This window comes from Eubacterium sp. AF19-12LB, assembly GCF_003479125.1.
Classification (GTDB): domain Bacteria; phylum Bacillota; class Clostridia; order Lachnospirales; family Lachnospiraceae; genus Eubacterium_U; species Eubacterium_U album.
Map to the genome: position 1 here is coordinate 1 of NZ_QUGP01000020.1, position 11,615 is coordinate 11,615.

Sequence of the window (11,615 nt, forward strand, 5' to 3'; positions counted from 1 at the left end):
TCAGTGTAAAATGTACTTGGGTCATGTAAAAGTCCTCCTGGGTATGTTTTTGTCGTTAAAAACATTGTACCGTAAAAGGACTGTTATATGGCCTTTTTACTTTTACACAATTATACGGACTTTATCTATTTTCAGCCTGTATCATAGCTAAACAAATCGAGTTGTGTGTCCGTTTTTGGGCGTTCTGCTAGCTTGTTTAAAGTCTCTTGAATGAATGTATGTTCTAAGTCAAAAAACTCTGACAGCGCCTTTATATAGCTTTCTTTTTCTTCTTTTTTTACTTTAATGATCGATAGCAACAATGATTTAACACTAGCAAGTTGAATGCCACCATTTCTTCCTGGTTTAATCTTAAAGAAAATTTCCTGATTCGCCTTCAGTACCTTCAGCAATTTATCTAATGTCCGCTCAGGAATGCCTAGCGCTTCTCTAATCTCTTTTTTAGTCGTCACCAAATAAGGCTTGTATACATCACTTTTTTCGCTAATATAAGCCATTAAATCTTCTTTCCATTCTGACAAATGAACACGTTGACGTTCACTTCTTTTTTTCTTGAATTTAAACCACCCTTGACGGACAAATAAATCTTTACTGGTTAAATCACTTGATACCCAAGCTTTGCAAAGAATGGTAATGTATTCCCTATTAGCCCCTTGATAGTTTTCTGAATAGGCACTTCTAACAAGTTTAATCACTTCTTTTTCTTCTAAGGGTTGATCTAATCGATTATTAAACTCAAACATATTATATTCGCACGTTTCGATTGAATAGCCTGAACTAAAGTAGGCTAAAGAGAGGGTAAACATGACGTTATTACGCCCTATTAAACCCTTTTCTCCTGAAAATTTCGTTTCGTGCAATAAGAGATTAAACCAGGGTTCATCTACTTGTTTTTTGCCTTCTGTACCGCTTAAAACCGTTAGACTTGAACGAGTAAAGCCCTTATTATCTGTTTGTTTGAAAGACCAATCTTGCCATTCTTTGAAAGAATAACGGTAATTGGGATCAAAAAATTCTACATTGTCCGTTCTTGGTATACGAGCAATCCCAAAATGATTGCACGTTAGATCAACTGGCAAAGACTTTCCAAAATATTCTCGGATATTTTGCGAGATTATTTTGGCTGCTTTGACAGATTTAAATTCTGATTTTGAAGTCACATAAACTGGCGTTTCTAAAACAAAATATGCTTGATAACCTTTATCAGATTTGATAATTAACGTAGGCATAAAACCTAAATCAATAGCTGTTGTTAAAATATCGCTTGCTGAAATAGTTTCTTTTGCCGTGTGAATATCAAAATCAATAAAGAAGGTATTGATTTGTCTTAAATTGTTTTCAGAATGTCCTTTCGTGTATGAACGGTTTTCGTCTGCATACGTACCATAACGATAAACGTTTGGTGTCCAATGCGTAAATGTATCTTGATTTTCGTGAATCGCTTCTTCGGAAGTCAGAACAACGCCACGTCCGCCAATCATGCTTTTTTTTGAGCGATACGCAAAAATAGCCCCTTTGCTTTTACCTGGCTTGGTAGTGATTGAGCGAATTTTACTATTTTTAAATTTGTACTTTAACAAGCCGTCATGAAGCACAGTTTCTACAACAAAAGGGATATTCATTCAGCTGTTCTCCTTTCTTACGAAAATTAATTAGTTAGAAGCTACGATCAAAGTTGAATCACAACAAAAAAGGCAATCAACTAAGTTTTTCTTAATTGATTGCCTGGTATCTTCTTAAAGACTTGAAATTCCCTCAAAAACCCGATATAATGGGTTTACAGATATTTAAGTATCTGATTAATAAAGTAATTAAATACTTTACCAAATTTCGGGTCTCGACTTCTTTAATTGATTGGTGGTAATCAATTAAGGCTCGCAACTTATTTTCTTGGCGGAAAATAAGTTGGTCGTGGCTCTTTTTTTGTATTCTTTATTCAGTTCGTTGTTTCGTTATATCTAGTATACCGCTTTTAAAAAAAATAAGCAACAATTTCGTTAAATATATTAACGACAATCATTGCTTCTCTTCTTCTATTTGCAACTCTACTTGTTCTAATTCATTAGGAATTAAGTCAATAACTAAGGTTGAGTTTGTCAATTCTGCAATTCGTTCCAATGTTTTTAATGTCGGATCTGATTTTCCTGATTCAATCAATGAATAATTTGATCTACTCATTTCTAATTCTTGGGAGAATTTTTCTTTTGATTTGGTACCTCTCATCTTTTTTAAGCTTTCTCTAAATGCTAGTTCCAAGTTTCTCCCTCCTGTTTATGTAAATATTTTGCACGTTTTCCATTTAATTATATCGTTACACCTTGTAAATCACAAGTGATTAATCACAAATCACTTGTGATTAGTGATTGTTATTGGTGTTGCCTAGAACGATTCTAAGCACATGTTTAATTTTAAAGTGGGCAATTATCTTTAAAATGTCCTACAATGATTCAATAAAAGCATGGCTGCTAGTGAAACTTGCGACCATGCTTTTAAAAATACTTAATGGGGTCCCGAGCGCTTTAGCTCCTTGGAAGCTGTCAGTAGTATACCTAATAATTTATCTACATTCCCTTTAGTAACGTGTAACTTTCCAAATTTACAAAAGCGACTCATAGAATTATTTCCTCCCGTTAAATAATAGATAACTATTAAAAATAGACAATACTTGCTCATAAGTAACGGTACTTAAATTGTTTACTTTGGCGTGTTTCATTGCTTGATGAAACTGATTTTTAGTAAACAGTTGACGATATTCTCGATTGACCCATTTTGAAACAAAGTACGTATATAGCTTCCAATATTTATCTGGAACATCTGTGGTATGGCGGGTAAGTTTTATTAAGACACTGTTTACTTTTGGTTTAGGATGAAAGCATTCCGCTGGCAGCTTAAGCAATTGCTGAATCGAGACTTGAGTGTGCAAGAGCAACCCTAGTGTTCGGTGAATATCCAAGGTACGCTTGTAGAATCCTTCTTCAACAATCAGATAGATGTCAGACGCATGGCTTTCAAAAACCACTTTTTTAATAATTTGTGTGCTTAAATGGTAAGGAATATTCCCAACAATTTTATACCTCTGTTTGTTAGGGAATTGAAACTGTAGAATATCTTGGTGAATTAAAGTGACACGAATGTTCAGTTTTAATTTTTCTGACGATAAGTTGAATAGATGACTGTCTAATTCAATAGACGTTACCTGTTTACTTATTTTAGCCAGTTTCGTCGTTAAATGCCCTTTACCTGTTCCAATTTCGTAAACGGTATCGGTTTCTTTTAAATTCAATTGTTTTATTATTTGGTTGAGTACTTTTTCACTCGTTAAAAAGTTTTGAGAATATTTTATATTTTTGTTCATGTAATCACTCCTGAAGTGATTACATCTATAAATAAATACAGAAGTTAAACGATTTGTTTGTAATTTTAGTTATCTGTTTAAAAAGTCATAAGATTAGTCACTGGTAGGAATTAATCTAACGTATTTATTTATCTGCGTAATCACTGTTTTTAGTCTGTTTCAAAACAGTAGATGTTTTATCTACATTACGCATTTGGAATACCAACATGACGAATCCCTCCTTCTTAATTACAAATTTTTAGCATCTAATTTAACTTCAATTCCTATTATACAAAATTTTAAGATAATGCACTATCAACACACTCTTAAGTTTGCTTCTAAGTCTTATTTCCATAACTTTAGGGTTAACCATACGCAAGACCAATCACTCTCGGACAATACTCATGATTTTCGGTAAAAAACGTAAAAGAAATAAGAACAATTAACAAAATGTATAATAACATATAGTGGTTCAGTTGTCAAGACAAAAATCTAAGCTTTTTATAATGAACTGATATATGTAACTGGGTAGGGGAGAAAATCCCCCCTTAGGCTGCATGATCATCCAGTAACAGAATCGGATAATAGCAGGATGCCGGTGTTTGATTATTGAGTGCAGAATGACAACGTTCAAAGTTGTAAGTGTGCACATATTTACCGATTGCCTTCCGTGCTTCTCTGATATTGTTATATTGGGTCAGATATGCTTCCTCGTACTTGAAGCTTCGGAACCATCGTTCAATCATGATATTGTCAGCCCACCGGCTTTTACCATCCATGCTTTGACGGATCTGGTTCTCTTTGAGGAAATTCATGTACTCATTGCTTGTAAACTGACAGCCCTGATCTGAATTCAGGATAACAGGTTTTGCCACTATAAACGCCTTTTTTAACGCAGTTATGACCATTCTGGTATCCAGAGTATCATCGACTTCCCAGCCAACGATACAGCGGCTGTACCAGTCAATCACAGCGGTCAGATACAGAAATCCACGCTTAATGGGGATGTATGTAATGTCGATTGACCATGCCTGATTTGGACGGTCGATAACGGCGTTACGTAGCAGATACGGGCAGACTTTAGCCTGTCGCATACGTTTAGAAAGGTTCATTTTTGGATAAATTGGATCAATCCCCATTTCATTCATATAACGGCGCGTTTTCCGGCGACCAACCTGATGCCCACGCTTCTTCAGTTGAGCAGACAGTTGTCGTGCTCCCCAGACCGGATTATCCGTGTGTAATCGATCTATGATCGATTTGCAATCCAACTCCTCCTGAGATATGGGCATGCCCTTGTAATAAACACTGGTACGATTGATATCAAGAAGTGTAGCTCCTGTTTTAACTGGAAGTTCTTTAGTCTTCAAAAGGTTTTGGACTAAATTTACTCTCGTAGTCAGGTCCAAGTGTTTCTTCAGATTTTTTTTTCAACCAATCCACCTGCATGGTGAGCTGGCCAACTTTTTTCGCATATTCAGCTTTTTCCTTGCGTTCTAAAGCGAGTTTTTCTTTCAGATTATCCTCTCGTGTGTCATTAAAAACCACGGATGCTTTATCGAGGAACTCCTTCTTCCAGTTGCGGAGAAGATTCGGCTGAATATTGTTTTCGGTTGCGATTGTATTTAAGTCCTTTTCTCCTTTGAGCAGTTCAATCACTAATTCTGATTTGAATTTGGCAGAGAAATTTCTTCTTGTTCGAGACATAATAATAATCCTTCTTTCTGTAGTGTTTACAGTATATCAGATTCATTAAGAAATGTCTCTTGAAGTGTCTTAAATTACGATACCATTATAACAATCAATAGCGACTAATGATTTTCATGTAAAAGGACACCAAACTATACGGTGTCCTTTTCAAATTCTTACGTCATATCAAGGCTCATTCAATCGTGGTAAATTCGTGGTAAAATGAGTGCTTTCCTATATTTCAAAATGCTTGAAAGTATAGTGTTTATGCGGATAATCAAAAATCAGATATAAAATTTGTTATAAATACTATCTATGTTTAATGCCTTTTCAACATTTTTCTTCTTCGCCATATTATTTTTCTTCCCTTTCCTCGTCTGGAACAAATTCCATAATATCCTGTATATTGCAATGCAATACATTACATATTTTTTCCAGAACCTGTGTATTTACATGCTCATTCTTTCCTAATTTAGCCAAAGCATTTGTTGTAATTCCAGCCTTTTCTCTAAGGTCTATCTTCATCATATTTTCATCTATTAATTTTTTCCATAATCTGTTGTATCTGATTGCCATTGCTAATCCCTTTCGTATCATCACAACTATTTATTACCTTTTTAGTATATCATTTGAGTTGTTTTAATTCAATCTTAAATTGATTTTTTCAATCTATAATACATCTGACCATATCCAACCTATATTTATAGAATAAGCAGAGAAATCATCTCCCTCTGCCCTTATTCCACATCTTATCTTCCACCTTATCTTTACCAGCATCTTTGCCAACACTCTCATCATAAATCCTCTGAAACTCCTCATAAAGCTCATCTCCATCAAGCTTTATCCCCAGCCGTTTCATTGCATCCGAAAACAGTCTTATACTTTCACTTACATCAGCAATATCAAATCCGAATATATCTGCCTTAACAGAATCACTGACATTCTCATAACCACCTAGCTCTGATATTCTCCTTACAATCCAGCCAACTTTGTCCATAGGCTCTTTTTCTTTAGGTTCCACAAATTCACTTTTACCTTTTACATCAGTTATACTTTCGCCAACTCTTGCCATATTCACATCAGACGAATTATGAATCTCTGGTATTCCTATGCCATCTAAATCAGTCTGTTGTTTTCTCGCACTATCAGCTTGCTCTTTCAGTCTGCTTATTTCATTCTGATTATTGTCAAGATTCATGACCTCAACATTTGCATCAGGCTCAACGACTGTTGCCGTTGCTTTCTCAACCTCAGTATCCTCTTCCATCCCCGGTATCTCAACATCCCTGTCAGCAACAATCTCCTCCTTCCCCGACACCGCATAATAAGCCGTATACAAATCTTCTTTTATAATGTCATCAGCAAGCTGTATCTGCCTCTTAACATTTCTCTTCTCCTGCTTCAGTTCGTCCAGTTCTTCCTGCACTTCCACATGCCATATCTGATACTCCCAATACTGCTCTTCATTCTTTATACTGCGTTTCCGGCTTGAGCTTTCTTGGTATATCTCATGCTGTCTGTCCTCAATCTGCTGAATCCTTTCTTCCTGCTCACTTATGAAATCCACAAGCTCCACAATACTTTTGATGTCATTATTCACAAGCAACAAATATTCGTCCTGTAACTGATGAAACCTCTTCAAATCCTCTGCATACTTTGCTCCGCCGACTACAAACCGCTTCTGCTCTACAATCCTTAACCGATACAGCTTTGCATAAAACTGCTTCTGGAATGGTGACAGCTTCGCCCTGTGCAATTCCCTTATATCAGACGAATAAAAGTAAGGCTTTGCCATCCATGGCATATCCACATAATGCCGTAACATATCTTCTGAAAACATCTCGTCCAGCTTTGCCAGTTTATGATAATACCGAAATCCCGGTGCCTGTACCTCCATCCAAGCATCTTTCTTGAATACATATCCAAGCCGTTTCATCAGATATTTAAAATGCTCCACATTCCCGGCTGCATATGCACACATCTTGGCATCACGAAGAATTATTTCTTTCATGGACATTTCCTTTTCCCACTTGTCCCTGCTGATATTCTTTGGATTCTTGCTGTACTCTGCCGGCATTATGGAAAGTCCAAGTTCATCACAATATTTATTTGTGATAGGCTGGAGATGATTCTTCCAGTTGCTTTTCGGTGAATTGTATTTCTTGCCGGTTGTCATGCTGACACTGTTCCAGATAAGATGTCCATGCATATGCTCTCTGTCTGTGTGGACTGCATACACAGCCTCATAATCATCACCAAGCACATCCTTCGCAAAGTGCTCCAGGACGTACATTGCCTGTTCTACAGTTACTTTTTCTTCCGGCGAAAACGATATAATCACATGATAGCCTTGTCTTTTACCTGTCTTATAAAATATATTCTTTGTCTCCTTCATCTGCTCAAATGCCGTATCCGGCAGGCAGTTAATACCGCCCACCAGTACACATTCTTCTGTCTTATCCGGATTTTGGATATATTCCAAAGCATTCTTTAGGTGTGATGCTGGATTTCTACCTTCTGACTCTTTTATATTTAAGATCTTTGTAATCGCCATACTTCCAGCACCTCCCCGAATGTTTTCTTTACATCATCCAGACTGTTCTGCAATTTATCAATATCGCTGTAATACAATCTTCCCTGTGAATTGCCAAGCTTTACCGCCTGATTAATATTATTTGCAATACCTGCAATAACACGAATTATTTTTGCCCTGTCCTCTGGATAACTTGTATCAATGTTTCCTCCTGTTCGAATTAATTCTCTTATATAGGCACTTGCTGTCATTCCTGTTCGCTTAAGTGCCGCTTTCAGAATATCCATATCTTTCTCTGACAACTTCACCGATATCTTATAATCTTTCCTGTCAGACTTGTATCTTCTCTTTCCATCTGCCATACGTTTTTCCCCTTTCGTAATTTCCAAATTCTGTATCAAACCAATCTCTTTTTATCTGTACCATTGCTTTTTCATCCTTTCTAAAAGTTCTGCTTATAGGTTTTGCAAGATGCGGAAAAGGTCGGACCTTTTCCCGAAAAAATATAAACGCATCAGCGTTTACATAATTTTTCGTCTTGGCAGGAGCACCTGCACCCTATATATGATATGTGGTGGTTAATATTCCACCATAATTACTGATATGGTGGCACTTTTTGCCATCACTTTACTGTTTTAGTGGCGTTTTCCGCCACCACTTTTCCATTTTGATGGCACTTTCCGCCACCATGGCTTTTTTCTCGCTTATCTGAGTGGTGGCGCTTTTTGCCGTCACTTTGCTGTTTTGACGGCACTTTTTGCCCCCACTTTTGCATTTTGACGGCACTTTTTGCCTCCACACTTTTTCGGCTCTGATTTGTGCGGGGGCGCTTTCTGCCCCCACTTTGTGGTTTTGGGGGCACTTTTTGCCCCCATATTCATGTTTTGGCGGCACTTTTCGCCCCCACTTGCCGGATTCACCTATTCAGTTATCTCTTTTGCCATTTCATTTGCATCCGATATCACATTTTCTGCTACATCTATATCCGCTTCCGGCATCTCATTTGTTTCAGGCGGTATATACACTTCATCCTGTTCACTTATCACAGAATCCCCTACTGCCGCTTCATAATCCATTTCTTCTGCAACCTTGATCCGATTACGCAGCGGCTCATAATCCGGATTGTAATAATCTTCGTAACCATAGATTTTCTGTTCAAAGTACTTCCTTGGACATTTGCCCCGCATGGTGAAATAACCTTTTGCTTCAAGCTCTGCATTATATTCCTTTATAATTGCATATGCCTTTGTCATCCCGATACCAAGCATCTGGCTTATCTCTCCTGCATCTATGAATGCTTCCTTTACACCCTTCATGCAGCTCCTCCTTTCATAAATTGTTATTTTAAATACGTGTTTTTACAAAGCAGCTATCCTGTTCTTTATTTATTCCGTATTTTTAGTTCGTGTTTATCTTAATATCCTTTTCAGAATTTGTCAATAGAACTTTTTACAATTACGCACTTGCAATTCGTTTTTATTTATGATAAAGTAATCATACAATCATAAATAAGTCACTTACTGATACGTATTTCATTTATTATCAATCTTATACGCATCTTTACAACGGACTATTTCATGTAAAGGAAGGTGGACAGAATGACTAATTCTCATTCCATTAAAATCACTATGTCTTCTCCAGAAGAAATCGGGAAGGCAATACAGAAACAGCGCAGAGCACAGAAGATTACTCAAAAGGAGTTTGCACAGCATCTTGGTAAATCAGAACGTACTATCCAGAAATATGAGTCTGGTGAAATACTAATGAAGATAGATGTTTTAAAACAGATTGCTAATGAATTAAATGTTCCATGGCAGGAACTTTTATCTCCAGAAGATAATATTCCCAAAGATAATACGACCACTGAGTACCCGGCATATGAATTCCACACTATGTCAGATGTAATCAATGCTCTCTTTGCCATAACTGAACTTACTGACTTTTCATTTGAGCTGACCAATACCAAACCCCCAGAAAATACTGAATGGACCGCTGGGATTAAGGTTAATGGCAAAGGCGATGGAAAATATGATGCAGACTTCTGTCTCTTTATGGAAAACTGGATAACAAAGAAGAATATGCTTCAGACAGGAAAGCTTTCAAAAGAAAAGTTTGGTTCATGGAAATCAGATATGTTAGCATATTATAAGGATTCCCGACTGGATAATGAAGCTGATTCAAAAACTGAATAATTGCAGGCTTACACCTTTAGTAAAGAAAAAGCTCCGGCACACTCCTTCTCGCAAAAGGAATGACCGAAGCTATGTAAGTGATTAACCCGAAGGCTTTATAATCACCCTGAACAAGTAGATTATATCATAGCCTTTTGATGATTGCACAACAATTTTTACAAAAAGGAGATGATATTTATGCCAGCTTACAAAGATGAAAAAACTGGTAAATGGTTCGCCAAGTTCTATTACACGAACTGGCAGGGAATCAAGAAACAGAAGTGGAAAAGAGGCTTCGCCACCAAAAAGGAAGCTTTAGGATTTGAAAGGGACTTTTTGGAACAGCAGTCTACCAATCCTGACATGACATTTCAAAACCTTTATGAAATTTATATGGAGGATATGGCTGCAAGACTTAAGCAGTCAACTCTTCTAACAAAAAAGGCGGTACTACAGACGCATATTCTTCCATTCTTCGGTAGCAAGCCGATTAATGAAATCAAAGCCTCTGATGTACGAAGATGGCAGGCGAAGCTTATGAGTTCGCCGAATAATTACTCCCAGACCTATCTGAAGAAGATTAACACGGAGCTTAACAGCATCATCAATTACGCCAAGCGATTCTATGATCTCAACACCAATCCCTGCGGCAAGGCAGGCACCATTGGAAAGGCTAAAGCAGAGGAAATGGATTACTGGACTTATGATGAATATATTGCTTTCAGGGAAGGGGTAAAAGATAAGCCATTATCATATATCTGCATTGAAGTCCTGTACTGGACTGGTATGCGAGAAGGTGAACTGCTTGCTCTATCACCTGCTGATATTGACCTTGATAACAAGACAATATCCATCAACAGAACATATCAGCGGATAGAAGGAAAAGATGTATTTACATCACCTAAGACAAGAAAAAGTAAGCGAAAGATTCCGATTCCGGATTTTCTCTGCCAAGAGCTATCAGACTATATCCAGTCAAGGTATATGCTTGACGCAGATGAAAGGCTGTTCCCGGTAACAAAATCATATCTCTCACACGAGATGATAAGAGGTTGCAAAAACACAGGTGTAAAGAAGATACGAATCCACGATATCAGGCATTCGCACGCCAGCTTACTTATTAATCAGGGCTGTGATGCGCTGATGTTAGCAGACAGGCTCGGACACGAGAAAGTATCCACAACACTTAACACATACTCCCATCTGTTTCCACATAAACAGCAGGAGCTTGTGCATAGTCTAGAATCATTGCAGGCGACAGATTCGCCAACACCTGAACCACCATCTGATAACCCTCTGCTTGAAGCAGCAGGTATCACATGTGAAGTGTCTCAGACTCAAGACAACGGCTCAGATGTAACAATCCGACCTCAGTTTGGACCTGCGTTAGTACCACCAAATACCGCATCAGGGAAAATCATCCAGATGCCACAAAGAAAGATCATATAAAAGAAATCCAGCAGTCATCAGGGTTTCTTGCTATTAAAGTTAATGACAACCAACTGAAAACGATAGAAAAAGAGTAGTTGCTATTAGTAGCAAATTAGTAGCAGAGCAAAAGAAAAAGTCTCGGAATCCGCTTGTTTAACGAATTCCAAGACTTGTGGCTCTTATTCAAACTCTACAAAGACTAACGCTTTTTGTTTAGGAATTATTCTCTGTAATGTTTCTCGTTCTTTTGATTATTTGATATATCCATATTATCCTGCCTATACGAGCTAATGTTATCATTTTGTTATCGGCATTGATAACACCTACTCGATAACTGTGGATAATAACTATATGTAGCATGTCAAATTATAAGCTATTTTGCTTAGAGATTCAACACAAAACTGAAATTTTACTTTTCCTTATATTCATCTGGTATTGCTATTTGAAATGTTTCACA

13 protein-coding genes and 1 pseudogene are annotated in these 11,615 nt (G+C 37.2%); 2 read left to right on the top strand and 12 right to left on the bottom strand.

Features of this window, described 5'->3' with window-relative positions:
• Nucleotides 1-131: 131 nt before the first annotated feature.
• From DWX29_RS12065 to DWX29_RS12120, 12 genes and pseudogenes are all read right to left on the bottom strand, one after another.
• Nucleotides 132-1,622: a primase C-terminal domain-containing protein gene (locus DWX29_RS12065; RefSeq protein WP_002380753.1), complete on the bottom strand. Its 1,491-nt coding sequence runs from the start codon at nt 1,620-1,622 to the stop codon at nt 132-134.
• A 394-nt stretch (nt 1,623-2,016) separates the two neighbouring features.
• On the bottom strand, nt 2,017-2,256 hold the full coding sequence (locus tag DWX29_RS12070; protein WP_002380754.1) for a helix-turn-helix domain-containing protein: 240 nt from the start codon (nt 2,254-2,256) through the stop codon (nt 2,017-2,019).
• Nucleotides 2,257-2,617: 361 nt separating this feature from the next.
• Nucleotides 2,618-3,355, bottom strand: a complete 738-nt coding sequence (gene erm(B), locus DWX29_RS12080; protein WP_001038790.1) for a 23S rRNA (adenine(2058)-N(6))-methyltransferase Erm(B) — start codon at nt 3,353-3,355, stop codon at nt 2,618-2,620.
• A 124-nt stretch (nt 3,356-3,479) separates the two neighbouring features.
• A complete protein-coding gene (locus DWX29_RS12085) occupies nt 3,480-3,563 on the bottom strand; it encodes a 23S rRNA methyltransferase attenuation leader peptide (RefSeq protein ID WP_001814874.1) in 84 nt (27 codons plus the stop codon).
• Between the two features lie 48 nt (nt 3,564-3,611).
• A pseudogene (locus DWX29_RS13075) lies at nt 3,612-3,701 on the bottom strand (MLS leader peptide); the annotation flags it as partial.
• Nucleotides 3,702-3,882: 181 nt separating this feature from the next.
• Nucleotides 3,883-4,743, bottom strand: a complete 861-nt coding sequence (locus DWX29_RS12095; RefSeq protein WP_347497726.1) for an IS3 family transposase — start codon at nt 4,741-4,743, stop codon at nt 3,883-3,885.
• Nucleotides 4,694-5,041 (bottom strand): transposase, encoded by a 348-nt coding sequence (locus tag DWX29_RS12995; RefSeq protein ID WP_004615306.1) that lies wholly within the window; start codon nt 5,039-5,041, stop codon nt 4,694-4,696. The genes DWX29_RS12095 and DWX29_RS12995 overlap by 50 nt, the downstream gene beginning before the upstream one ends.
• A gap of 336 nt (nt 5,042-5,377) precedes the next feature.
• Nucleotides 5,378-5,599 carry a helix-turn-helix transcriptional regulator gene (locus DWX29_RS12100; RefSeq protein ID WP_118351286.1) on the bottom strand — a complete coding sequence of 74 codons (222 nt, stop codon included), beginning with the start codon at nt 5,597-5,599 and terminating at the stop codon, nt 5,378-5,380.
• 145 nt (nt 5,600-5,744) lie between these two features.
• Entirely contained in the window at nt 5,745-7,577 is a 1,833-nt protein-coding gene (locus DWX29_RS12105; protein WP_118565935.1) for a relaxase/mobilization nuclease domain-containing protein, read from the bottom strand.
• The gene (locus DWX29_RS12110) at nt 7,556-7,918 is read right to left on the bottom strand and encodes a plasmid mobilization relaxosome protein MobC (RefSeq protein ID WP_015561036.1); all 363 of its coding nucleotides are present in this window, start codon (nt 7,916-7,918) and stop codon (nt 7,556-7,558) included. Before DWX29_RS12110 ends, DWX29_RS12105 begins: the two co-directional genes overlap by 22 nt.
• A gap of 265 nt (nt 7,919-8,183) precedes the next feature.
• Nucleotides 8,184-8,450 (bottom strand): hypothetical protein, encoded by a 267-nt coding sequence (locus DWX29_RS12720; protein ID WP_158574550.1) that lies wholly within the window; start codon nt 8,448-8,450, stop codon nt 8,184-8,186.
• Nucleotides 8,451-8,476: 26 nt separating this feature from the next.
• Complete coding sequence (locus DWX29_RS12120) at nt 8,477-8,872, bottom strand: hypothetical protein (RefSeq protein WP_118565937.1); 396 nt, start codon at nt 8,870-8,872, stop codon at nt 8,477-8,479.
• Nucleotides 8,873-9,154: 282 nt separating this feature from the next.
• Between DWX29_RS12120 and DWX29_RS12125 the strand changes: the two genes are divergently transcribed.
• Together DWX29_RS12125 and DWX29_RS12130 are read left to right on the top strand one after the other, a co-directional pair.
• Entirely contained in the window at nt 9,155-9,748 is a 594-nt protein-coding gene (locus tag DWX29_RS12125; protein ID WP_118565938.1) for a helix-turn-helix transcriptional regulator, read from the top strand.
• 177 nt (nt 9,749-9,925) lie between these two features.
• Nucleotides 9,926-11,176 carry a site-specific integrase gene (locus DWX29_RS12130; RefSeq protein WP_118565939.1) on the top strand — a complete coding sequence of 417 codons (1,251 nt, stop codon included), beginning with the start codon at nt 9,926-9,928 and terminating at the stop codon, nt 11,174-11,176.
• Nucleotides 11,177-11,615: the final 439 nt, after the last annotated feature.

What these genes read in the sequence shown, in the direction of transcription:
- DWX29_RS12065 (WP_002380753.1), bottom strand. Translation starts at nt 1,622, where the DNA reads ATGAATATCCCTTTTGTTGTAGAAACTGTGCTTCATGACGGCTTGTTA.
- DWX29_RS12085 (WP_001814874.1), bottom strand. Translation starts at nt 3,563, where the DNA reads ATGTTGGTATTCCAAATGCGTAATGTAGATAAAACATCTACTGTTTTG.
- DWX29_RS12995 (WP_004615306.1), bottom strand. Translation starts at nt 5,041, where the DNA reads ATGTCTCGAACAAGAAGAAATTTCTCTGCCAAATTCAAATCAGAATTA.
- DWX29_RS12100 (WP_118351286.1), bottom strand. Translation starts at nt 5,599, where the DNA reads ATGGCAATCAGATACAACAGATTATGGAAAAAATTAATAGATGAAAAT.
- DWX29_RS12105 (WP_118565935.1), bottom strand. Translation starts at nt 7,577, where the DNA reads ATGGCGATTACAAAGATCTTAAATATAAAAGAGTCAGAAGGTAGAAAT.
- DWX29_RS12110 (WP_015561036.1), bottom strand. Translation starts at nt 7,918, where the DNA reads ATGGCAGATGGAAAGAGAAGATACAAGTCTGACAGGAAAGATTATAAG.
- DWX29_RS12120 (WP_118565937.1), bottom strand. Translation starts at nt 8,872, where the DNA reads ATGAAGGGTGTAAAGGAAGCATTCATAGATGCAGGAGAGATAAGCCAG.
- DWX29_RS12125 (WP_118565938.1), top strand. Translation starts at nt 9,155, where the DNA reads ATGACTAATTCTCATTCCATTAAAATCACTATGTCTTCTCCAGAAGAA.
- DWX29_RS12130 (WP_118565939.1), top strand. Translation starts at nt 9,926, where the DNA reads ATGCCAGCTTACAAAGATGAAAAAACTGGTAAATGGTTCGCCAAGTTC.